A 23673-nucleotide genomic window follows, 5' to 3' on the forward strand; every position below is an offset into this window, starting at 1 on the left:
TGACGGGCCTTCCCGCATGGTGAAGCGGCCAACCGGGTCAGGTGGGGAACCAAGCAGCCCTAACTGTGGAGCCAGTGCCGGGGTCAGGCTCGTCAACCCCCATTCCATCCCTTGCCACCCCTGAGGATTTCCGGGAATGACTCTCAACGTGTGTTCCCGTTGGGTTGGTGCAGTGCTGCTGGCATGCGGAGCAGCGGTGGCCGCTTGGGCCGCTACACCGGGTCACACCACCGATTTCCCCCTCATTGCGCTTACGGATACCACGCCCACCCGCATAGAGCTGGGCGCCCATCTGGCCTACCTGGAAGACCCGGATCGCAAACTCTCGCAGGAGCAGGCCAGCGGCCCGCTGCAGACCTGGGTCGGCATGGACCGTACCAGCCCCAACTTCGGCTTTACCGACAAGGCGTACTGGTTCCGCTTCGCACTGGACAACCGCACAGACAAAACCCAGCAACGCCTGCTGGAGCTGCCCCGAGCCTTCATCGACGACGTGCGCCTGTTCCACCTGCACGACAGCCAGCTGATCACCAAATACGCGCTGGGCGACGAACAGCCCTTTGTGCAACGCGTAGTGCAGCACCAGAACCTGGTGATGCCGCTCACGCTGGCCCCCGGTGTGCACCAGATCTACCTGCGCATGGCCTCCAGCGGCACCATCGAAGCGCCGCTGCGCCTGTGGGAGCCTGCCGCCTTCCAGGCCGCCGCGGCCAAAGAGCATTTGCTGGCTGGTGCCGTGCTGGGCATGCTGGTGGTGATGATCGTCTACAACCTGTTCATCTACCTGTCCACGCGCGACATCAACTACCTCTACTACATCGCATTCGTGGCCAGCTACCTGTTGTTCTGGAGCACGCTGTGGGGCTACACCTTTGCCTATGTGTGGCCCAACGAGATCCGCTGGAACAGCATTGCGGTGCCGGTGTTCATCGCCTCAGCCTGCGTGGCGGCCAGCCTGTTTGCCGACAGCTTTCTCAAGCTGCGCCGCTTCTCGCGCCCACTGCACTGGGGCGTGCTGGGCCTGGCCTGGGCGAGTGCGCTGCTGCTGGCGGGCAGCTTTGTGCTGCCCTACCAGCTCATCATCCGGGTCAACTCGGCCATGATTCTGGTGGTGTCGGTGGTGGCGCTGGTGTGTGGCTACTGGCGCTGGTGGGCTGGCGCGCGTTTTGCGCGTTTCTACTGCCTGTCCTGGACCTCGGTGTTCGTGGGGGTGAGCGTGTTGACGATTGGCAAGTTCGGCCTGCTGCCGTCCAACTTCTGGATCGATAACGCTTCGCAAATCGGTGTCATGCTGCTGGTGCTGCTGCTGTCCTTCACGCTGGCCGACCGCATCAACACTGACCGCAGCCTGCGCATCAATGCCCAGGCCGTAGCGCTGGCCCATGCACAAAAAGCCCGCGCCTCACAAAAAGCCCTGATCGACTCCACCGCCCAAGCCAACCGCGAGCTGGAAAGCCGCGTGCAGGAACGCACCAACGAGCTGCACGATGCGCTGGAAAAACTGCAGACCGTGAACGCGCAGCTACAACGCCTCTCCAACACCGACGCCCTGACCCAGGTGGGCAACCGTGCCTACTTTGACGAAGCCCTGCAGACCGAACACAAACGCGCCAGCCGCCAGAAGCAGCCGCTGGCCCTGCTGCTGCTGGACATCGACCACTTCAAATCCATCAACGACACCTGGGGCCACCCGGCGGGTGACGCCTGCCTGCGTTACCTGGCCGACTTTCTGCGCCAAAAGGTGCAGCGCGCCGGTGATGTGCTGGCCCGTTACGGCGGTGAAGAGTTTGTGGTGCTGCTGATCAACAGCACCCTGGGCGACGCGCTGGACGTGGCCGAAGAGTTGCGTGCCGACATCGCCAGGCTGGAGATCCCGATCGAGGGCCGCAACCTGCGCATCACGGCCAGCTTTGGGGTGGCCAGCGCGATTCCGGCCAGCCTGACTTCGACCGCTACGCTGGTGGCCGATGCCGACAAGGCCCTGTACGAGGCCAAACACCACGGCCGCAACTGCGTGCGCGCCGCAGTGCCACGCATCAGCACCCGGCAAACCAGCTGATTCGCTACTAATTTAGTAGCTGCTCGCGCTTATTCCACGAGGGCTAGGCACTGATTTCTTATCAAAACCGGCCTCAGGCCCGCACATAGGCCAAGGCGCCCTGCCCGGCCGCCACCCCACTGGCAAAGCAGGCCTGCAGCAGGTAGCCGCCCGTGGGCGCCTCCCAGTCCAGCATCTCCCCGGCGCAAAACACACCAGGCAGCTGCTCCAGCATAAGCTGGGGCGTGAGCACCTCAAACAGCACCCCACCGGCCGTGCTGATGGCTTCGTCGATCGGACGCGCGGCCTGCAGGGTGATGGGCAAAGCCTTGATGGCCGCGGCCAGTTGGGCGGGGTCGTTCATCGCCTCTTTGCTCAGGCGCTCATGCAGGATGGCGGACTTGATGCCCTCCAGATGCAAGCGGCTCTTCAGATGGCTGGACAACGAGCGGCTGCCGCGCGGGTGGCGTACTTCGGCCAGCACCTTCTCAGCCGGCACATCCGGCAGCAGGTCCAGCGTGAAGCTGGCGCTGCCGTTGCGGATGATCTCGTCGCGCAGCAAGCTGGACGCGGCATAGACCAGGCTGCCTTCCACGCCCGTGGCCGTGGCCACAAACTCGCCCTTGCGCTGAAAGCTCTGGCCCTGGGCCGTGGTCACGCCAATGGCCACCGACTTGAACGGCTGACCGGCAAACTTGTCGGCAAAAAACGGGCTCCAGCCGCCCTGCACATCAAAGCCGCAATTGGCCGGCAGCAGCGGCGCCACCGCCACGCCGCGCTGGGCCAAGAGTGGCACCCAGGCGCCGTTGGACCCCAGCCGTGCCCAGCTGCCACCGCCCAGCGCCAGCACCACCGCGCGGGCCTGCACCTGCTGAGGGCCGTTGGGCGTGTCAAAACATAGCGTTGCACCAGTAACGCCGGCTCCAGATTCGCCCCAACCGGTCCAGCGGTGGCGCATGTGGAACTGCACGCCCATACCGGGCGCGGCGGGGTTGCGCAGACGCTGCAGCCAGGCGCGCAACAGCGGCGCAGCTTTCATGTCTTTGGGAAACACCCGGCCTGACGAGCCCACAAAGGTCTCAATGCCCAGGCCCTCGGCCCAGGCGCGCAAGGCGGTGGCGTCCAGCCCCTGCAGAAGCGCCTCGATCGCACTGCGGCGCGCGCCATAACGTTCGGCAAAGCGGTCGGCCGAGTCCGAATGGGTGAGGTTCAGCCCGCCCTTGCCAGCCAGCAAAAACTTGCGGCCAATGCTGGGCATGGCGTCAAACAAGTGCGCGGCCACGCCGGCGTCGGCCAGCTGCTGGGCCGCCATCAGCCCGGCCGGGCCACCGCCCACGATGGCCACGTCCACGCTGCGGACCTCGCTGGAGGAAGGCACAGAAACGGCGGGCTGGGAAAGTTCAGAACTCATGCGGGGGTCAATTCAATCAGTTGGCCTTGCGGCGTTAAAAAAGCGGCACGTACGGCCTGCCCGGGGTTGGCCTGCGCGACAGCATCGCGGTAGCCCAGCAGCTGGGCACACAGGGCCGCATCCTGCTGCGGCTGTGCGTTCGATTTGTAGTCCAGCACCCACCAGGCGCCGTTGCGTTGCTGCACCAAGCGGTCCATGCGCAGCAAACGGCCACGCTGGGTGATGGGCACTTCGTTGGCGTGCCAGGCCAGTTGGGCCTGGTCCCAAGCCCAAGCGCCCTCGCCTTGCAAGACCGCTTGCGCCATGTCTGCGGCGGCCTGCGCCTGCGCGGTATCCAGCACAAACTCTTTGGCCACCCGGGCCAAGGCCTCGGGGCCCCAAGTGTAGGGCCCTTGGGCATGGCCGCCGGACACGGCGGGCACCCACTCCAGCAAACGGTGCAGGGCCTGGCCCAGGCGGGACTCCAGGCTCTCGCTCGGTGCAGGTGCCCCGCCACCCGTCAAATCCGCTATCTTTTCAGGAGCTGCTTGCACAGTATCCACGTGGGCCAGAGCCACTTTTTGCACTATTTTTAGGGCATAAGGCGCCAAGGCGTCCTCCCCAGCCACCGTCGCATCGTTCTGCGCGACAGATCCTGCGGGCGCCTCGGACGCGTCCTGCGCCTGGCCTTCCAGCCGGCGCCACCAACTGCCGGCGTTCTCCCGGTGCGGCGCCAGGCTGGAGATGACCAGCGTGCGCTGCGTGCGCGTGAGCGCCACGTAGAGCGCATTGAGTTCCTCGCGGCTGCGCTCCGCCTGCTCATGCGCCAGCGCGTCCACCACACAGGCAGGCGGACGGGATTCGCTGGCCAGAAACACAAAGCGCCGGGGGTGGGTGTCTTCGCCGGGCCAGTCCACCAGTACGCCCATGGTCTCGGTCTTGCCGGCCTCGCCATCGGTGTCCAGCATCAGCACCAGTGGCGCCTCCAGCCCCTTGGCCCCATGAATGGTGAGCAGGCGCACGGCCTGGGCATTGGCGCGCACCGGTGCGGGGTTGCCCCCGGCCCGCAGCGCGCGCACCAGGCCATAGGCCGTGGTGTAACGCCCGCCGTCCACCTGCAGCGCTGCATTCAGCAAGGCTCGCACATTGGCCAGCACCCGCTCGCGCTGCGCGGGCGGGCTGGCGGCAGCGTAGCGGGCCAGTACATCGCCGTCGTCGTAGATCGCGCTCAAGGCATCGTGTGGCGGCAGCCGGTCCACCCACTGTTTCCAGCGCAGCAGTGTGGGGCCTACGTTGGCCAAAGCGGGGGGCAGCGCATCCGCGGTGCTGGCTTGCAGGGTCTGCCACCAGCTCAGCACCTCGCCCTTGCCAGCCTCGTCCTCGGTGGCCGTCTGCAGCGCTCGCAGGCGCAGCACCAGGGCCACCAGGTCGTCGTCGGACGCGCCAAACACCGGCGACTTGAGGACACGGGCCAGCGCCAGGTCGTGCCGTGGTGACACCAGCACATCGAGCAGCGCCACCAGGTCCTGCACCTCGGCAAACTCGCCCAGCTCGGCCTTCTCCGGCTGCTGCGCGGGAATGGCCAGTGCGGAGAGTTCCTGCTCCATCAGCGTGAGCCGCTCGCGCTTGCGCGCCAGCACCATCACGTCTTTGGCTTGGTAGTGCCCGGCCGCCATCTGCGCCGCCAGCCACTGCGCAGCCTGGCGGCACTCCAGCGTCTTGCGCGTGTCCTCGGCCTCGTGGCGGGGCATGCTCAGCGAGTCGCGCCACACGGCTTCGGGTGGCAGCGCCTCCTTGTCGGCCTTGGCTTCGCGCTCGATGCGTGGCAGCTTGAACACCTGGCCGTGCTGGTCGGACGCGGTGCTGTGCGCGCGAAAGTCCTGGTAGGCGCCCTCGTCCTGCGCCTGGCCCATGGTCTGGTTCACCAGCGCAATGATCTCGGGCGCGTTACGCCGCGTGTGGTCGCAGCTCAGCTGGTCGCCGCCCAGGCCTTGCGCCACAAAGGCTTTGGCCGCGCGGAACACCTGCGGCTCGGCACGGCGGAAGCGGTAGATGCTTTGCTTGGGGTCGCCCACAATGAACACACTGGGCGCGTTGCCGGCCCCGGCATAGGACGACAACCAGCTGTGCAGCGCCTGCCACTGCAGCGGGTTGGTGTCCTGGAATTCATCAATCAGCAAATGCCGCACGCGCGCATCCAGCCGCTCCTGCACCCAGCCGCTGAGCTCGGTGTCCGACAGCAAAACCAAGGCCGTGCGCTCCAGGTCGCCCATGTCCAGCCAGCCGCGTTCGCGCTTGAGGGCCGCATAGTCTTGCAACAGGCCACGCGCCAACCGGGCCATACGCTGCTGGTGTTGCCAGGCCTGGTCTTGCAGTTGGGCCTGCTGCACCTCTTGCAGCAGCGCCTGGGCGGCCTGAACGCTTGTCAGGTCCACCAGCTTGTCCGTCAGTTTGCGTGGGCCACCGGTCTTGGTGAACAGGGCGTCCACCACACCGGGCCAGTGCGCATCGGTCAGCGCGCGCTCCAACGTGCTGGCAGCGGTCAGGCAGGTCTTGCCACTGCACTGGCCCAGCGCACGCGCGCTGTCCCACAGCAGGGTTTGCACAGAGGCTTGCACCAGGCGTTCCTGCGGCGCCTGCAGGCCGGCAAAGGCTGGAAACTGCGTGGCGAAATGCTCTACCGAGGCGTCCACCACGCCCTGCGCATCGGCCAGGTCAAACTCCGTGCGCTTGTTGAGTGCGGCTTCCAGCGCCTTGTGGGTCTGGTGGCGGCCATACAGGCGCACGGCATCCAGGTAGTCGGCCAGCACGGCCGCATCGCCCGCCACGCGGGTCTGAAAACGGCGCCACACCTGGGCCACGGCCACGGCGTCGTTCTCCAGCAGCTCGTACTGCGTGGGCAGGCCCAGGTGGTGCAGCACGCCCAGCGGCGCACTGCCCAGCAGCGCGGCAAACCAACTGTGGAAGGTGCGGATCTGCACTGGCCGGCCGCCGGCCAACAGCTGGGCATGCAGGCCGCGCAGCGTCTGCAACTGAGCGGTATCTACCGGCTGCCGCACACCGCGCAGCTGCAGCTCCTGCTGCAAACGGGCATCGTCCAGGTGGGCAAACTCGCGCAGCCACTCCTGCAGGCGCTGGCGCATTTCGCCCGCCGCTTTTTTGGTGAAGGTGATGGCCAAGATCTCGTGCGGCTGCGTACCCTCCAGCAGCGCGCGCAGCATGCGCGAGACCAGCATCCAGGTTTTGCCCGCACCCGCGCAGGCCTCCACCACCACGCTGCGCCGCGGGTCGCAGGCGATCTCGTAAAAGCGTGGGGCTTCGACCAGGCGGCCGTTGTGCTCGTAGGCCGCGTGCAAGGTGGGACTCATGCGGCCTCCCAAAAGTCTTTGCGGCACAGGCCCCGCACCTGGCAGAAGTCGCACACCGTGCCCTCGCCCAGCGCCGGCAGTGCGGCGCCCTGCGCAATGCGGGCCATATCGCTCTGCACGCCGTCAATCAGGGCGTCACGCGCCATCACCACCTCTTTTTGTTCATACGCATCGGTGCCGTCGCGCTCGCCCACATTCACATAGGCGGCGCGCAGCGTGTCGTGCGGCAAGAGCGCGGCATAGAAGGCCATCTGCGTGTCCTCCAGCGGGTCCTGAATGCGCGTACGGGTCTTGCCCACAGGTTCGGTCTTGTAGTCCAGCAGCATCACCGTGCCATCGGGCAAGGTGTCGGTACGGTCGGTGCGGCCAATCAAGGTGACGGGACCGATGCGCTGGCGCTGCGGCATCTCACCACTGGCAAACACGGCGCCTTGCGCCTCGTGCTGGGTCAGCCAGTCCAGATAACCATCGCGCACCGCCGGCCAAGCTGCGGCAAACGGCAAAAACTCGCCTTCGGGCAAGGCCATGGCAGCGGTGACCTCGGTGCTGCACCGGTCCAGCAAAGCGCTGCGCGCCGCCAGCTCCGCAACCGGCTGCCCTGCCAAGGCCGCATGAAAGGCTTGCAGCACCGCATGTAACCAGAGGCCAAAGTCGCGCTTGTCGACCTCGGCATCCAGCTCGTCCACCGCCCGCAGGCCCAGCATGCGCTGGGCAAAAAAGCGGTAGGGGCAATGGCGCAGGTCTTCGTAGGCACTGGCCGACAGTGTGTGCACAGCCAGCGCAGGGCCGGTGGGCTGGGGCGGCAGGCAGGGCTGCGGCGTGACAAGGCGGGTCACTCGCGGGTCATGTCCGTCTGCGCCACCGCCTTCCGTCAGGCGCAGTTGTTGCACCAGTGCGCTGGGCTGCAAGGCTTCGCCCGTGTCGTCACTGCTGCGCCACAGTACGTCGCAGGCCGGGCTGGCCAGCGCATGGCGCCACACCTGGCGCAGCTGGGCCTCCAGTGCCTCGCGCGAGGGCAGCCCCAGGGCTGCACGCTGCGCCGGTGTCCAGCCGCCCGCGGGTTCGGGGGACGGGTTGAGCCGCACCTCGTCGCATCCGGCCATCACCACCGCGGCAAAGGGGCGCCCCAGCATCTGGCTCAGCGGCAGGATCACCACCTGCTCCTGGTCCGGGTAATCGGGTTGGAAACTCGCGCCCTCCAGCGCCTGGTTGACCCAGCGGGTGAATTCCATCAGGTCCAGCTTCTGCCCGGCCCACAAGGCCTGGCCCAGCAGCTGGCTCCACTGGGCCGCGTCGGCCGGCGCCAGCCGCAACACGGCCAGCAGCTTGCTACCGGCCCCATCCTCCTGCAGACGTGCCCACAGGCCCGTGCGTTGCAAGGTTTGCTGCAAGGCCGCGAGCCAACCCGCCAGTGACTTGCGCCCGGCCAGCGCACTGCGCAGTTGCTCCACCTCGGCACACGCAGCCTGCAGTGCCGGGCTTTTGGCCACAGCAAGACTAGTTGCTACCTGGCGCCAGTCGCGCACCTGGTCACGCCGCACCGCGGCCTCCAGCCCGTCCAGCGTGTCCAGATAACCCGGTGCCTGCTTCAAGGCGGCCAGCACCGCATCGCTGCTGGCATTCCACTGCGCGGCGCGCAGCAGTGCCATCACGCTGGCACCGGCCTGGCTGGTGGAGAGTTTCCAACCGTTTTCGTCCCGCACCGCCACACCCGCCATGTCCAACAGGGCGCGCACACGGCGGGTCAGTGCACGGTCGGCACTCACCAGGGCCACCGGGTAACGGTCGGCTGCGATGTGCTGCAACAGGCAGGCCGCGGTGCGCTGGGCTTCGTCCTCGGCATCTTCACAGGCATGCAAGGCCAGCGCCCCGCTCAAGGTCGGCGGCTCGTCTATCAAAGATTCGGAAAGGGGCAGACTCAGCAGCTTGTCGCCCCAGACGGACGCCAGCTCGGCCGGCAAGGCATCCTGGTTGGCGCCCTGCACCAGCACCAGGCAATCCAGGGTCTCCAGCCATTGGGAATCGAACAGGGCATCGCTGGTGTAAGAGGACACGGCAGCCCACTCTACCGCCAGGCGCGCCACACGCGCCTCCCAGGCAAGTGCCTGGCTGTCCATACCCAGGCCGGCATGCACGCGTGCGGTCTGGGCCCAGGCCGCACGTTGCGCCGGCCCGGCCGCCGCGGCCAGGGGGGCGAGCTGGTAGGCGGCTTGCACCAGCAACGGCGCCAGGGCTTCCTGCCCTTGCGCACCGCTACCGGCCAGCAACGCCTGCGCAGTGAGCGTGTCCACGGCGGGGTCCATGCTGATGTCCTGCGCGTCCAGCATCCGCCCGCCCGTCGTCGCTACCCAGTTCTGGGTGGTTTCAAAGCGTGGGGAAAAGCCGTCTGGATAGAGCCGTGCCCAGAGCCGGCTGGCCAGGGGCAGCAGTTGGGCATACGGTAGCAAGACCAGGGTGCGCGCCGGATGGGCTTGGCGGGCCTGCAACTGGGCGTGGATGCGGGGCAACAGGCCAGCGGCATCGGCCAGCCACAGGGCCATGGCGGGGTGCTCTGCCCCATAACTGAAGGCCCTGAGACCCGTATTGCTATCGCTTTTGGCTATGCTCGCCATAGGCGTAGCGGCATGGGTGATGGGCTTGGTTTCTGTCACAATGCCGCAACTTTAGCTCTTATAGCAATCTCCCAAAGGAAACACCATGGCCAGCGAGCTCATCAAACATGTCACCGATGCCACCTTCGAAGCCGATGTGCTCGGTGCGGCACAACCCATTCTGGTGGACTACTGGGCCGAGTGGTGCGGTCCCTGCAAGATGATCGCCCCCATCCTGGACGAAGTGTCGGCCACCTACGAAGGCAAGCTGCAAATCGCCAAGATGAACGTGGACGAAAACCGTGACATCCCCGCCAAGTTCGGCATCCGCGGCATCCCCACCCTGATGCTGTTCAAAGATGGCCAATTGGCCGCCACCAAAGTGGGCGCTTTGAGCAAGGCCCAGTTGACCGCCTTCATCGACCAGCAACTGGCCTGATGGAGCCCCCATCGCCTTGGCAACAAGGCGATGTTTCGCCGGGCCGCCCCAAGTTCTGAACCGCTTGGCGGCCCGCCGCGGCACACGCAGCAGCCTGCGTGCATGCAAAATACGGCACCGCGGCGTTTTCCTGTCATAATAAATCCCGTTCACCCGCCCACCCCAAGGCAGGCGCCGATTCCCGGCACAGAACGCAGAGGCGCTTACCCAGTTTTGCCTCTCCCCCCATCCCCCAGATTTTTGTAATTCGCCGAACATCGGTCAACGCCCTTACCGGGACCCATTCCATGCACTTAAACGAACTCAAGGCACTGCACGTGTCTGAAGTCCTCAAGCAAGCCGAAGAACTTGAGATTGAAAACACCGGCCGCATGCGCAAGCAGGAGCTGATGTTCGCCATCATCAAGAAGCGGGCCCGTACCGGTGAGCAGATCATTGCCGACGGCGTGCTGGAAATCCTGCCTGACGGTTTTGGCTTCCTGCGCAGCCCGGACACCAGCTACACGGCGAGCACCGACGACATCTACATCAGCCCTAGCCAAGTGCGCCGCTTCAACCTGCACACCGGCGACATGATCGAAGGCGAAGTCCGCACCCCCAAGGATGGCGAGCGCTACTTTGCCCTGAACAAGCTGGACAAGGTCAACGGCGGCCCGCCCGAAGGCAATAAGCACAAGGTCATGTTCGAAAACTTGACCCCGCTGTTCCCCAAAGAGCAAATGAAGCTGGAGCAGGACATCAAGGGCGACGAGAACATCACCGGCCGCGTGATCGACATCATTGCCCCCATCGGCAAGGGCCAGCGTGCCCTGATCGTCGCGCAGCCCAAGAGCGGCAAGACCGTGATGATGCAGCACATTGCGCACGCGATCTCCGCCAATTACCCAGACAGCTACCTGATGGTGCTGCTGATTGACGAGCGCCCCGAAGAAGTGACCGAAATGCAGCGTACCGTCAAGGGCGAGGTGATTGCCTCCACCTTCGACGAGCCCGCTGCCCGCCACGTGCACGTGGCCGAAATGGTGATCGAGCGCGCCAAGCGCCTGGTGGAACTGAAAAAAGACGTGGTGATCCTGCTGGACTCCATCACCCGCCTGGCCCGCGCCTACAACAACGTCGTGCCTTCCTCGGGCAAGGTGCTGACCGGTGGTGTGGACGCCAACGCCCTGCAGCGCCCCAAGCGCTTCCTGGGTGCTGCCCGCAATGTGGAAGAAGGCGGCTCGCTGACCATCATCGCCACGGCCCTGGTCGACACCGGCAGCCGCATGGACGAAGTGATCTTTGAAGAATTCAAGGGCACCGGCAACTCCGAAATCCACCTGGACCGCCGCCTGTACGAAAAGCGCGTGTTCCCGTCGATCCAGCTCAATCGCAGTGGCACCCGCCGCGAAGAACTGCTGTTGCAGCCCGAAATTCTGCAAAAAACCCGCATCCTGCGCCAGTTCCTCTACAACATGGACGAAGTGGAGTCCATGGAGATGGTGCTCAAGCAGATGAAGGCCACCAAGAACAACAGCGAGTTCTTCGACATGATGCGTCGGGGCGGCTGATTCTGATCAATACGCTATAATCGATGGTTTCGCGAAAAGTACGCTGGATAGGCTGGCGCGGCTGACGCAACTGATGGAGAAGATATGAAAGAAGGCATTCACCCCAATTACCGCGAAGTTTGCTTCCAGGACATGTCCAATGGATTCAAGTTCGTGACACGTTCCTGCGCCAACACGAAGGAAATGATCGACATGGAAGACGGCCGCAAGCTGCCTCTGTTCAAGCTCGATACCACCAGCGAATCGCACCCCTTCTACACGGGCACCCAAAAGTCCGTGGACAACATGGGTGGTCGCGTGGAGCGCTTCCGCAACCGCTTCGGCAAAACTGCCGCCAAGTAATGCGGAATCAGGCTTGCGCCTGAGTTCTCTGCAAAAGGCAGCCCGGCCCTCCGAGCTGCCTTTTTTTTCACCTGATTCTTTGCCCGTGAACCACCCCAATCCCGCCATCGTTTCCCAGTCGGCCGTGCGCCGCCTGCCCCGCTGGGCTTTGTTATTGCTCTGCCTGAGTTATATCTGTGCCGGGTTCATGGGCCGCGATGCCTGGCGCAGTGCCGACATCACGGCGCTGGGATTCATGGGTGCTTTGGCCAATGGCACGTCATCCTGGTGGTCGCCCAGCCTGTTGGGCTGGTCGCCGGACAACCCTGCGGTGCTGCCCTATTGGCTAGGCGCCTTGGCCCTGCAACTGGCGCCAGCGGCCTGGCCGGCTGACTTTGTGGCGCGCATCCCCTTTGGCCTGCTACTGGCCACAGCCCTGCTGGCCAGCTGGTACGGCACGTATTACCTGGCCCGCAACCCGGCCGCCCAACCCGTGGCGTTTGCCTTTGGCGGCGAAGCCCAGCCCACCGATTACGCACGTGCCATGGCCGATGGCGGCGTGCTGGCCTTGATTGCCTGTCTGGGGCTCGCCCAGCTGTCCCACGAAACCACCCCCGCGCTTGCCCAACTTGGCTTCAGTGCCCTGCTGTTCTACGGCATTGCAGCCCTGCCCTACCGCACACTCGGGCCACACATGGCAGCCTTCGTGGGACTGCTGGGCCTGAGTTTGTCGGGCGCCCCGACCATGGCCATGCTGTACTTGGTGGGCGGCATGCTGGTGCACTGGCTGGACCGTGACAACGGCCGCACATCGGATGCCCCACGGTCGGCGCGCAACAACGACCTGTGGGCGCTGCTGGCCTACGCTGGCGTGGCGTGTGCCGTGGCGTATGCATTGAACCTGTGGCGCTGGAAGCTGGAGCTGCCCCCACTGTCCTGGCGCACGGTGGATGGTTTTGCCCAGTTGCTGATCTGGTTCACCTGGCCTGCTTGGCCGCTGGCCCTGTGGACGCTGTGGCGCTGGCGCTGGCAGCTGTGGGGCCGGCGCTTGCACCGGCACCTGGCCTGGCCACTCTGGTTCGCTGCCGTCACCGTGGCGGCCACGCCATTTGGCAGCGACTCCGACCGCACCCTGCTGCTGGTCCTGCCTGCGCTGGCCACTTTGGCAGCGTTTGCACTACCCACGCTCAAGCGCCAGGTCGCCGCCCTGATCGACTGGTTTACCTTGCTGTTTTTCTCGGGCTGCGGTTTCACCATCTGGGTGGTCTGGATCGCCATGCAAACCGGCGTGCCAAGCCAGCCCGCAGCCAACGTGGCGCGCCTCGCCCCAGGTTTTCAGGCCAGTTTTTCGCTGTTTGCCTTTGGCATGGCAGTACTGGCCACGCTGGCCTGGACCTGGCTCGTCAAATGGCGGGTGGGGCGGCACCGCGCGGCCATCTGGAAAAGCCTGGTGCTGCCTGCGGGTGGTGCGGCCTTGTGCTGGCTGCTGCTCATGACGTTGTGGATGCCTTTGCTCAATTACGCACAAAGTTACCGCAGTCTGGTGCAACAGGCCTCCCCCCTGGTGGGACCCGAGGGTTGCGCAGAAACCGGCACCCTGAAGGCCGTGCACCTGTCTGCGTTCCAATGGTACAGCACCGTACGACTGGTAGCCGCCAACGGTGAAAGCGCCTGTGAATGGCAGCTCAGCGAGCCCGCCGAAGACATGGAAGTGCAACCTTCGGTGGACACCACACGCTGGACACCCCACACCCTGCTGCGCCATCCGGTGGACCGGGCTGAAGCCGTGTGGCTGTTACACCGCCGCTAAGGGCTCAGACAGTGGCCAGGCTGAGTTCTGCCATAGCACGCACCCGACTGGCGGGGAACACGATGGAGAACACAGAGCCCCTGCCCGGCACGCTGTCAATGCGCAGCTCCGCGCCGTGGCGTTGGGCCACATGTTTGACAATGGCCAGCCCCAAGCCGGTGCCACCGGTATCGCGCGAACGACTGCGGTCCACGCGGTAAAAACGCTCGGTCAACCGGGGCAAATGTTCTGGCGCGATGCCGGGACCGGTGTCTTCGACCGACAACACAGCACCACCATGGCCCAAGGCCTGCCAACGCACACGAATGCTCTTGTCTGCGGGGGTGTAACGCACCGCATTGCCCACCAAGTTAAACACCACACTGTGCAGCTCAGGCTGCGAGCCGGCCAGTTCGCAAGGCGCATCCGATTCAAAAACGATGTCCTGGGCGCGCCCCCACAACAAACGCGACAGCTCCAGTGCTTCGGTCTCACAGGCTTGCAACACGGCAGGCACAGGCACCCAGTCGTGCACCGAGGGCAAGGGACTGCCCTCCAGCCGAGACAGGGTTAACAAGTCGTTCACCAGGCTTTGCATGCGCTGCGCCTGTTGGGCCATCAGCCCCAGGTAGCGCTGGCGGTCGTCCTCGCCCAGCGGCAATGCCTGCAGGGTTTCCACAAACCCAGCCAACACTGTTAGGGGCGTGCGAATCTCGTGCGACACATTGGCCACAAAGTCACGGCGCATGGCCTCGGCCTGCTCCACCGCCGTGATGTCACGCGACAGCAGCAGGCTGCGCCCTTCACCATACGGGTGCAGGTGCACAGACAGGCGCACCGGCTTGGCGCTGGTGCTGTCGCGTCCGGGCATCACCACGTCGTGGCTGAAATCGCGTTCGGAAAAATAGGCAGCAAACGCAGGGTCGCGCACCAGGTTGCCAAAATGCTGCAGCAAATCGCGGCGTGCATCGAAACCAAAGTGTTCACCTGCGATCTGGTTGAACCACTCAATGCGCCCTTGCGCATCGAGCAACACCACACCATTGGGAGATGCCTGCAAGGCGGCCAAAAAATCCTGCAACTTGCCCTCGCCCTCCACCACCTGGCGCTCACGGGTGCGCAACAAACGGCGCATGCGGTCTGCCGCTTCACCCCACAGCCCGGCGCCCAGGGCCACTTCGGTGGATTCCCCACGCCGCAACCAGTTGAGCAAGCGCATACCGCGCACCGCATCAAACAACAGCCAAAGATAACCAGCCCCTATGGCGGCCAGCAAGGCAGTCAGCACGCGGGCAGCGGGCTCCACCAAAAACCAGGCCAATGCCGCAGCAACACTCTGCAGCCCCACAAAGGACAGCAGGCGCAAAACCATGCCCGATCCGCCTTGGTTCACACGCTGGCTTTGTCGGTCGACACCGCCACGGCGGGCTTGGCAGTCAGGCGGTAACCCGCACCGCGCACGGTTTCCACCATCGTTCCGGCCAAGGTCAACGCCTCGCGCAGGCGCTTCACATGGACATCCACCGTGCGTTCTTCGATATAGACGTGGTCGCCCCACACCTTATCCAGCAACTGGGCCCGACTGTGCACACGCTCGGCGTGGCCCATGAGGTAATTCAGCAGCTTGAATTCGGTAGGTCCGAGTTTCAGCGCCTGGCCTTCAAACGTCACCCGGTGGGTGGACGGGTCCAGGCTCAAACCGGCAATGGTGATGACCTCACCAGCCTCTTCGGGTGCACGGCGGCGCAGCACGGCGCGCACACGGGCCAAGAGCTCTTTGGTGGAGAAGGGCTTGGCAATGTAGTCATCGGCCCCGGCATCCAGCCCCGCCACACGGTCCGCTTCGTCGCCACGCGCCGTGAGCATGATGATGGGCGTGTCCTTGGTGCGTGGGTCGGTGCGCCAGCGCTTGGCCAGCGTCAGACCACTCTCGCCGGGCAGCATCCAGTCCAGCAAAATCAGGTCGGGCACGGCAGCGTCAATCTCGCGCTGGGCAGACTCGCTGTCCATGGCCCAGCGGGGGCGAAAACCGTTGTGCCGCAGGTTGACAGCAATGAGTTCGGCAATCGCCGACTCATCCTCAACCACCAAGACGGCAGGCATATTTCTCATTTGACGATAGACTCGATTTTTTCCATGGTGGAGTGGCGAACGTCTTCACCCTTGACCACGTAAATGATGAACTCGGCAATGTTCTTGGCATGGTCGCCAATGCGCTCGATCGCCTTGGCCAGGAACAGCAGGTCCAGGCTGGGGGAGATCATGCGGGGGTCTTCCATCATGTAGGTGACCAGCTTGCGCACAAAACCGTCGAACTCGGCGTCGATCAAGTCATCCTCTTTCAGGATGGCCACGGCCGCATTCACGTCCAGGCGGGCAAACGCATCCAACGCTTTGTTGAGCAGTCCGGAAGCCAAGTCGGCTGCCACACGCAGCTCCAGCGAGGGCAAGGAACGCGGAGCACCACTCTGGATGATGGAGCGCACCATGCGTGCAATCTTCTCGGCCTCGTCGCCCACGCGCTCCAGGTTGGCGGTGGTTTTGGAAATCGCGATCAACAGGCGCAGGTCACGGGCGGTCGGCTGGCGGCGCGCAATGATGGACGACAGATCGCGGTCGATCTCGATTTCCATCGCGTTGACGCGGGCTTCGCGCGAAGTCACCTCATTGGCCACCTCGACGCTGAACTGGGACAGCGCGTAAATGGCTTGGCGAATTTGCGACTCCACCAGACCACCGAGCTCCATGACCTGGGTGGAGACCGATGTGAGTTCGCTGTCGAACTGGGTAGATAGGTGTTTATCAGACATGGGGACCTCTGTGTCGATCAGCCGAAGCGGCCGGTGATGTAGTCTTCGGTTTCTTTGCGCGTGGGTTTGAAGAACATTTGCTCGGTAGGACCAAACTCCACCAAGTCACCCAGGTACATATAGGCGGTGTAGTCGCTGCAACGGGCAGCTTGCTGCATGTTGTGCGTCACGATGACCACGGTGTAGTCGTTCTTGAGTTCCACGATCAGCTCTTCCACTTTGGCCGTGGAAATAGGGTCCAGTGCCGAGCAAGGCTCGTCGAGCAACAGCACTTCGGGCTTGATGGCAATGCCACGTGCAATGCAAAGGCGCTGCTGCTGGCCACCCGACAGGCTGGAGCCACTTTGGTGCAGCTTGTCTTTCACTTCGGACCACAGGGCCGACTTGCGCAGCGCCCACTCCACACGCTCTTCCATATCGGTGGCGTTGAGGTTTTCAAACAGCTTCACGCCAAAGGCGATGTTGTCGTAGATCGACATCGGGAACGGTGTGGGCTTCTGGAACACCATCCCGACCTTGGCGCGCAGCAGGGCCACGTCTTCTTTGCTGGTCAGCAGGTTCTGGCCGTCCAGCAGGATCTGGCCTTCGGCGCGCTGCTCAGGGTAAAGCTCAAACATGCGGTTGAAGATGCGCAACAAGGTGGACTTGCCGCAACCCGAAGGACCGATGAAGGCGGTTACGCGCTTTTCGGGGATTTCCAGGTTGATGCCCTTGAGGGCGTGGAATTTGCCGTAGTAGAAGTTTAGGTCTTTGACCGAAATCTTGGACTTGGTCGGGGCGCTAGGGGTGTTCAACATAACAAGGTTTCCGTTCAGTACAGGGCCCGCGGGCCTCAGGATTTGTTGCGGGTCAGCACCCGGGCGAGGATGTTCAGGCCCAACACGGCCACCGTGATCAGGAAGACACCAGCCCAAGCCAGCTGCTGCCAGTTTTCATACGGGCTCATGGCGAACTTGAAGATCGTGACCGGCAAGCTGGCCATGGGTTCGCCCAAAGACGAGGTCCAGAACTGGTTGCTCAACGCGGTGAACAACAACGGTGCGGTTTCGCCGGCAATGCGGGCCACGGCCAACAGCACACCGGTAATCACACCGGCACGGGCGGCTTTCAGCGTGATGCTCAAAATCACCTTCCACTTGGGCGCACCCAAGGCATAGGCAGCTTCCCGCAGGCCGGAAGGCACCAGTTGCAGCATGTTTTCGGTGGTGCGAATCACCACCGGAATCACGATCAACGACAGCGCCATGATGCCGGCGTACCCCGAGAAGGACTTGAAACGCGACACCACCACGGCGTACACAAACAGGCCAATCACGATGGACGGAGCAGAGAGCAGGATGTCGTTCACAAAGCGGGTCAGTGAGGCCAGCCAGCTCTTGGAGTCAAACTCCGCCAGGTAGATGCCGGCCATCACACCGATGGGGGTGCCCACGCAGGTGGCCAGAAACACCATCAGGAAGGAACCGTAAATGGCGTTGGCCAGGCCGCCCTCTTCGTTGGGCGGTGGTGTCATCTGGGACAAGGTGGCCCAGTTCATGCCACCAATGCCCAGGCGAAAGGTCTCCCACAGGATCCAGAACAGCCAGAACAGGCCAAAGGCCATGGCAGCCAGGGCCAGGCCCGTGGCGACGTAATTCACACGCTTGCGCTGGGCAAAGCGGGCGGCGCGGACTTGCGACAAGGTGGCGCTCATGTTTTGGTTCCTTCGGATTTACGCAGCCGCGACAACAGCAACTTGGACAGCGCCAGGATCACGAACGTGATAAAGAACAGCACCAGCCCCAGGTACATCAGGGCGGCCTGGTGCAGGCCTTCGCCAGCTTCGGCAAACTCATTGGCCAGCGCAGAGGTAATGCTGTTGGCGGCCTGGAACAAACTCAGCGAATCGAGCTGGTTGAAGTTGCCGATGACAAAGGTCACGGCCATGGTCTCGCCAATAGCGCGGCCCAGGCCCAGCATGATGCCGCCGATGACACCGGTCTTGGTGTAAGGCAACACCACCTTGGACACCACTTCCCAGGTGGTAGCACCCAGTCCGTAGGCCGACTCTTTGAGCAAGGGCGGGGTCACTTCAAACACATCACGCATCACCGAGGCGATGAAGGGGATGATCATGATGGCCAGGATGATGCCGGCCGACAGGATGCCGATGCCCACGGGTGGGCCAGAGAAAAACGCGCCCAGGTAGGGGATGCCGTTGGTCAGGCTTTGCAGCGGCTGCTGCACATAGGTGGCCAGCACTGGGCCAAACACCAACAAACCCCACATGCCGTAGACGATGGAGGGCACCGCCGCCAGCAACTCGATGGCCGTGCCCAGCGGGCGCTTGAGCCAGGCGGGCGACAGCTCGGTCAGAAACAGGGCGATACCAAAACTCACCGGCACCGCAATCAGCAGCGCGATGAACGAGGTCGCCAGGGTGCCATAAATCATCACCAGTCCGCCGTACTCGTTTTGGACCGGATCCCAGACGGTGCTGGTCAAAAACGAGAGGCCGTATTTGCTGATCGCTGGCCAGGCGCTGATGGTCAGCGAGGTCAGGATGGCCAGCAGCAAGGCCAGCGTCAGCAGGGCAGAACCTTTGGCGAGCCAGCCGAAAATTCGGTCGGCCAGGGGGCCGGAGCGGGCACGCTTGACGGGAGGTGGTTGGGTCATGGCACGGGTAGGCAAAGTAGCAGACAGGCTGGACGGGGAATCCCCATGCACGAGTGTAGAGGACATGGGGTTGTTCTCCGTCAGTTCAGTAGCAGCTGTCGATTACTTGAAGGCCACGGGCTTGCCAGCACCGTCCTTGATCTCGCCCCAGGATTTCTGGATGGCAGCGATCACGGAAGGAGGCATAGGCACGTAGTCCAGATCGGCCGCAGCCTTGCCACCGTTGGCGTAGGCCCAGTTGAAGAACTTCAGGGTTTCAGTCGCATTGGCGGGTTTGTCCTGCTTCAGGTGCATCAGGATGAAGGTCGCGCCGCTGATGGGCCAAGCGTCTTTGCCAGGCTGGTTGGTCAGGATTTGGTAGAAGGACTTGTTCCAGTCAGCACCGGCTGCGGCGGCCTTGAACGCTTCGTCATCGGGCTTCACAAAGTTGCCGGCCGAGTTTTGCATCACGGCGTAGTTCAGCTTGTTTTGCTTGACGTAGGAATATTCCACGTAACCCATGGAGTTGGGCAGGCGGCCCACAAACGCGGCCACGCCTTCGTTGCCCTTGCCACCGGCGCCCACAGGCCAGTTCACGGCTGTGCCCTCGCCCACTTTGGACTTCCACTCAGCGTTTACTTTGCTCAGGTAGTTGGTGAAGATGAAGGTGGTGCCAGAACCATCGGCACGGCGCACTTGGGCAATGGCCGCATCAGGCAGAGCCAATGTAGGGTTCAGTGCCTTGATAGCGGGATCGTTCCACTTGGCAATCTTGCCCAGGAAAATGTCGCCCAGCACCTGGCCGGTCAGCTTCAGCTGGCCAGGCTCAATGCCTTTGACGTTGATCACGGGCACCACACCACCGAGCACGGTGGGGAACTGCATCTGGCCCTTGGACTTGAGCACTTCGTCGGTCAAAGGTGCATCAGACGCGCCAAAGTCCACGGTCTTGGAGTCGATTTGTTTGATACCGCCACCGGAACCGATGGACTGGTAGTTCACCTTCACACCGGTGGCCTTGTTGTAGTCAGAAGCCCACTTGGCGTAGATGGGAGCGGGAAAAGAAGCGCCCGCACCGGTAATTTCTTGGGCGCCAGCAGCACCAGCAAAGCCCACTGCCGCGGTCATCGCGGAGACCAGCAGTGCGCGTTGGAAGGAAATGATCATGGGAAAACCTCAATCGGTTGGTTAAGAAAACAGCGAACGATGTGAATTTAAGAACCTTTTGTGACAAAGGTATGACATTTTTCAGCTTTTCTGGTGCCGCAGGGTGGCACAGGCTGCGTCATCTGGTTTTCAAGTGTTTGTCACATTCTTGTCACGTTGTCTTTCTACGCTTCGCGCTTTCAACCCGGAGCACACCATGACATTCAGCACCCATTTCAACTTTGGCCGCCGTAGCTTGCTGGCGGCCGCTCTGCTCACCGGCCTGGTGGGCTGCGCCACCCGCCCGGTCCCGGTCGATGTGGCCCAAACCCTGGCCAATACCCCCTCGCTCAGCACCCTCAACACCCTGGTAACCCAAGCCGGCTTGGCCGACACCCTGAAAACCGGCGGCCCCTTCACCGTGTTTGCGCCCAGCAACGACGCATTCAAGGCCGTGCCTGCCAAAACCATGGACGAACTGGCCAAAAATCCCGAAAAACTCAAAGCCCTGCTGACTTACCACGTGGTACCCGCCAAATTGATGGCGGCGGACGTGAAAAACAGCAATGTGAAGTCCGTGCAGGGCAGCATGCTGGCCGTGGCCAAAGCGGGCGACTTTGTGACGGTGGAAACCGCCGCCGTGACCCAAGCCGACATCGCCGCCACCAACGGCGTGGTGCATGTGGTGGACACCGTGCTGCCAGCCCCCGCGGGCAAGTAAAGCACTGCCAAGCGTGCCAATGGCCCGATAGCGGGCCATTTTTCATTCAAATTGGCACCTAGACCTTATGGAATATGCGCGAGCAGCTCCTATTTTTATAGCAAACATATCTCGTTGGAACGCCCCCCATGGTTGACACTTTTCCCCGCCCCCTCCTGCGTCGCACGTTTCTTGGCTCGCTGGCCTGCAGTGCCGGTCTGTTCGGCACCGCCACCAGTTGGGCCCAAGGCCCCCGCGCCACAGTGGTCACGCCCAGCGTGCTGCAGGTGGTGGACATGTCGGCCAGCCAGGTTGACGTGTCCAAGGACTTTTTGATCGGCGCCCGGGCAGCCTGGCAAGACCTCAACAGCCGCGGCGGTGTGCGCGGCAAGGCCATCAAACATGTGGTGGTGGAAGTAGACGGCAGCCCGCAGTCCCTGCGCGCGGTGCTGGACACCCTCAAAGCCATGCCCGAGTGCCTGGCCGTGGTGGGCAGCGCCGGCCATCGGGCGGCCAGCCAGCTGGCGACCCTGCTGCAACGCGAAGCGGCCGATGTGGCCCACGTGGCGCCCTGGCTGCACAGCGTGGCGCCTGAGGGACAAGACAACACTTTTGGCATTTTTGCCACGCGGCAGGAGCAAATTGCGCACGCGGTCAAATCCCTGTCCATCATGGGCGTGACCGAGGTTGGCGCCGTGTTTGCATCCGCTGCCGAGCGTGCCAGCTACCAAACCGACCTGGAACAGGCCGCCGCCGGCCTGAAACTCAAACTCAAAACCTATGTGCCCAGCACCAGCCTGCAAGCGCTGGCCACCGAGCTACGGCCCGACAGCCCGCGCATCCTGATCTTTCTGGGCGGCACACCCGAGCTGCTGCAGTTTTCCCAGGGCATCGAAAAACAGGCGGCGCAGCGTTACATTGTGGCCATGTCGGACGTGAACCTGCAGGCCCTGCAGCAACTGGGCGTGTCCCGTTTTACCCCGGTGATTGCCACGCAGGCCGTGCCCCCGGTGAATGGCAACCAGCCCATCGTGCGCAGCTACCGCGAAACCCTGAACCGCCTGTACGACGAGCCCCCTACCCCACAAAGCCTGGCCGGTTACCTGTCGGCCCGCTACGCCCAAGAGGTGCTGGGCAACCTGGACGGTGCCCTGAACCGTGCCAATACCCTGCAAGCCTTTGCCCGCCGCCTGCCCATGGACCTGGGGGGCTTTCGCATCAACCCCGACCCCAAGCGCAAAACCCCGGCCTTTGTCACCCAAAGCATGGTGGCCGCCGATGGCCGCCTGGTGGGTTGAGCCCGACCTTGCCCGGCCACAGGCCGGTGCTATGCTCCCTGCAGCTTTTAACCCTTACCTGACACAACGTCGATGCAAAACGGAAATCGCCTGGCCGCCGTGGACCTGGGCTCCAACAGCTTCCGCCTGGAAATTGGGCGTGTAGACCACGGTGAATTTCGACGGACCGAATACCTCAAAGAGACCGTGCGCCAGGGCGGCGGTCTGGACGAAGACCGCAACCTCACCCCCGCCGCCATGCAGGCTGGCTGGGAATGCCTGGCCCGTTTTGGCGAGCGTTTGGCAGGCTTCAAACCCGGCGAAGTCAAGGCCGTGGCCACCCAGACCCTGCGTGAGGCGCGCAACCGCGATGCCTTTCTGGAACGTGCCAACGCGGTGCTGGGTTTCCCCATCGACGTGATCTCGGGCCGCGAAGAAGCCCGCCTGATCTACCAGGGCGTAGCCCACATGCTGCCCGCCACCGAAGAACGCCGCCTGGTGGTGGACATTGGCGGCCGCTCCACCGAACTGATTCTGGGCACCGGCCTGACTCCCAACGTCATGGAGTCGTACCGCGTGGGTAGCATTGCCTGGTCCAAGCGTTATTTTCCGGACGGAAATTTCAGCAAAAAATCGTTCGAAATGGCCGAAATTGCGGCCAAGGCGGTGCTGGACGAAGCGCTGGACGCCTATCCGCCGGACCGCTGGGACACCGCCTACGGCTCCGCTGGCACGGTGGGTGCGATTGGTGACGTGTTGGTGGCCGCGGGCTGGCCCGCCGGCATCGTCTCGCAAGACGGACTGGACTGGCTGCTAGAGCGCCTGATTGCCGCGCAAAGCGCAGACCGCCTGCGCCTGCCCGGCATGCGCGAAGACCGCAAGGCCATCATCGGTGGCGGCGTGAGTGTCATGCGCGCCGTCTTCAGCCTGCTTGGCATCACCGAGATGCAACATGCCGCCGGCGGCCTGCGCCACGGCCTGATTTGTGACCTGCTGGGCACGGCCAACACCTACGGCGACCTGCGCGCCAAAAGTGTGCAGCGCCTGGCCAGCAAGTTCAATGTGGACACGGCGCACGGCGAACGTGTCGGCACCGTGGCCACCCACCTGCTGCAGCAGGTGCTGGGCGGCCCGCTGGACGAACACCACCCCGAACACGGCCGCACGTTCCGCAAGCTGCACTGGGCGGCCCGCCTGCACGAAATTGGCAGCCACATCTCGCACAGCGACTACCACAAACACGGCGCCTACATTCTGGACAACGCCGATGCGGCGGGCTTCTCGCTGTCGGAAATGCACCGCCTGAGCCTGCTGGTGCTGGGCCACCGCGGCAAGTTGCGCAAGCTCGAATCTTCACTGGAGCAGGACGACTTGGTGCTGCAGCTGATGTGCCTGCGCCTGGCCGTGATTTTGTGCCACGCACGCCGTGCGCCGGACCTGCAGGGCATGGCGCTGGCGCGCGGTGAGGACCATGCATTCCGGCTGCGTTGCCGCAACGGCTGGGCAACCGCTTTCCCGCAGAGCGCGCACTTGCTGCAAGAGGAAGTGCAGCTTTGGCAGAAGACGCCTTGGAGTTTGGAGTTGGTGGGGGTTTGAGCCCTGGTTTTTTTACTGTGTTTT

18 protein-coding genes and 1 other RNA gene are annotated in these 23673 nt (G+C 63.7%); 9 read left to right on the forward strand and 10 right to left on the reverse strand.

The genetic code is table 11. The annotated features are described in order from the left end of the window. Position 1 precedes the first annotated feature (1 nt). Positions 2 to 97: signal recognition particle sRNA small type (gene ffs, locus AC097A_RS01480), an RNA gene on the forward strand. Between the two features lie 39 nt (positions 98 to 136). Further along, complete coding sequence (locus tag AC097A_RS01485; protein ID WP_479619486.1) at positions 137 to 2059, forward strand: sensor domain-containing diguanylate cyclase; 1923 nt, start codon at positions 137 to 139, stop codon at positions 2057 to 2059. Between the two features lie 73 nt (positions 2060 to 2132). Here AC097A_RS01485 and AC097A_RS01490 read toward each other — a convergent pair whose 3' ends face one another. Genes AC097A_RS01490 through AC097A_RS01500 form a run of 3 tightly spaced genes read right to left on the reverse strand, consistent with a single transcriptional unit; the run spans position 2133 to position 9336 of the window. Then, positions 2133 to 3449 carry a TIGR03862 family flavoprotein gene (locus tag AC097A_RS01490; RefSeq protein ID WP_479619487.1) on the reverse strand — a complete coding sequence of 439 codons (1317 nt, stop codon included), beginning with the start codon at positions 3447 to 3449 and terminating at the stop codon, positions 2133 to 2135. Next, complete coding sequence (locus AC097A_RS01495; RefSeq protein WP_479619488.1) at positions 3446 to 6796, reverse strand: UvrD-helicase domain-containing protein; 3351 nt, start codon at positions 6794 to 6796, stop codon at positions 3446 to 3448. The genes AC097A_RS01490 and AC097A_RS01495 overlap by 4 nt, the downstream gene beginning before the upstream one ends. Continuing rightward, positions 6793 to 9336: a PD-(D/E)XK nuclease family protein gene (locus AC097A_RS01500; RefSeq protein ID WP_479619489.1), complete on the reverse strand. Its 2544-nt coding sequence runs from the start codon at positions 9334 to 9336 to the stop codon at positions 6793 to 6795. Before AC097A_RS01500 ends, AC097A_RS01495 begins: the two co-directional genes overlap by 4 nt. Before the next feature lie 157 nt (positions 9337 to 9493). Here AC097A_RS01500 and trxA point away from each other — a divergent pair, with 157 nt between their 5' ends. The 4 genes from trxA to AC097A_RS01520 all read left to right on the forward strand — a co-directional run bounded on the left by trxA (position 9494) and on the right by AC097A_RS01520 (position 13507). Next, on the forward strand, positions 9494 to 9826 hold the full coding sequence (gene trxA / locus AC097A_RS01505; RefSeq protein WP_105259664.1) for a thioredoxin TrxA: 333 nt from the start codon (positions 9494 to 9496) through the stop codon (positions 9824 to 9826). Between the two features lie 287 nt (positions 9827 to 10113). Then, complete coding sequence (rho, locus tag AC097A_RS01510; RefSeq protein ID WP_105259665.1) at positions 10114 to 11376, forward strand: transcription termination factor Rho; 1263 nt, start codon at positions 10114 to 10116, stop codon at positions 11374 to 11376. Positions 11377 to 11460: 84 nt separating this feature from the next. Continuing rightward, positions 11461 to 11718: a type B 50S ribosomal protein L31 gene (locus tag AC097A_RS01515; RefSeq protein ID WP_105259666.1), complete on the forward strand. Its 258-nt coding sequence runs from the start codon at positions 11461 to 11463 to the stop codon at positions 11716 to 11718. Between the two features lie 85 nt (positions 11719 to 11803). Further along, on the forward strand, positions 11804 to 13507 hold the full coding sequence (locus AC097A_RS01520; protein ID WP_479619490.1) for a hypothetical protein: 1704 nt from the start codon (positions 11804 to 11806) through the stop codon (positions 13505 to 13507). 4 nt (positions 13508 to 13511) lie between these two features. Here AC097A_RS01520 and phoR read toward each other — a convergent pair whose 3' ends face one another. The 7 genes from phoR to pstS are packed head-to-tail and all read right to left on the reverse strand — an operon-like array spanning position 13512 to position 20097. Continuing rightward, positions 13512 to 14858 (reverse strand): phosphate regulon sensor histidine kinase PhoR, encoded by a 1347-nt coding sequence (gene phoR, locus AC097A_RS01525; RefSeq protein WP_479619491.1) that lies wholly within the window; start codon positions 14856 to 14858, stop codon positions 13512 to 13514. A 17-nt stretch (positions 14859 to 14875) separates the two neighbouring features. Continuing rightward, entirely contained in the window at positions 14876 to 15598 is a 723-nt protein-coding gene (phoB, locus tag AC097A_RS01530; protein ID WP_105259669.1) for a phosphate regulon transcriptional regulator PhoB, read from the reverse strand. After that, the gene (gene phoU / locus AC097A_RS01535; RefSeq protein ID WP_094478445.1) at positions 15595 to 16296 is read right to left on the reverse strand and encodes a phosphate signaling complex protein PhoU; all 702 of its coding nucleotides are present in this window, start codon (positions 16294 to 16296) and stop codon (positions 15595 to 15597) included. The genes phoB and phoU overlap by 4 nt, the downstream gene beginning before the upstream one ends. A gap of 17 nt (positions 16297 to 16313) precedes the next feature. Continuing rightward, positions 16314 to 17093 carry a phosphate ABC transporter ATP-binding protein PstB gene (pstB, locus tag AC097A_RS01540; RefSeq protein WP_315494803.1) on the reverse strand — a complete coding sequence of 260 codons (780 nt, stop codon included), beginning with the start codon at positions 17091 to 17093 and terminating at the stop codon, positions 16314 to 16316. A 35-nt stretch (positions 17094 to 17128) separates the two neighbouring features. Further along, positions 17129 to 17989 carry a phosphate ABC transporter permease PstA gene (gene pstA / locus AC097A_RS01545; protein ID WP_105259671.1) on the reverse strand — a complete coding sequence of 287 codons (861 nt, stop codon included), beginning with the start codon at positions 17987 to 17989 and terminating at the stop codon, positions 17129 to 17131. Next, positions 17986 to 19017: a phosphate ABC transporter permease subunit PstC gene (gene pstC, locus AC097A_RS01550; RefSeq protein ID WP_201740772.1), complete on the reverse strand. Its 1032-nt coding sequence runs from the start codon at positions 19015 to 19017 to the stop codon at positions 17986 to 17988. The genes pstA and pstC overlap by 4 nt, the downstream gene beginning before the upstream one ends. A 36-nt stretch (positions 19018 to 19053) precedes the next feature. Continuing rightward, complete coding sequence (pstS, locus tag AC097A_RS01555; protein WP_105259673.1) at positions 19054 to 20097, reverse strand: phosphate ABC transporter substrate-binding protein PstS; 1044 nt, start codon at positions 20095 to 20097, stop codon at positions 19054 to 19056. Positions 20098 to 20293: 196 nt separating this feature from the next. On the opposite strand from pstS, the gene AC097A_RS01560 reads away from it, so the two are divergent. The 3 genes from AC097A_RS01560 (at position 20294) to AC097A_RS01570 (ending at position 23649) form a co-directional block, all read left to right on the forward strand. Further along, entirely contained in the window at positions 20294 to 20797 is a 504-nt protein-coding gene (locus tag AC097A_RS01560; protein WP_479619492.1) for a fasciclin domain-containing protein, read from the forward strand. A 128-nt stretch (positions 20798 to 20925) separates the two neighbouring features. Further along, entirely contained in the window at positions 20926 to 22074 is a 1149-nt protein-coding gene (locus AC097A_RS01565) for an ABC transporter substrate-binding protein (RefSeq protein WP_479619493.1), read from the forward strand. 72 nt (positions 22075 to 22146) lie between these two features. Then, positions 22147 to 23649: a Ppx/GppA phosphatase family protein gene (locus AC097A_RS01570; RefSeq protein WP_315494800.1), complete on the forward strand. Its 1503-nt coding sequence runs from the start codon at positions 22147 to 22149 to the stop codon at positions 23647 to 23649. Positions 23650 to 23673 lie beyond the last annotated feature (24 nt).

This window comes from Rhodoferax sp. XS2R6 (assembly GCF_056521365.1).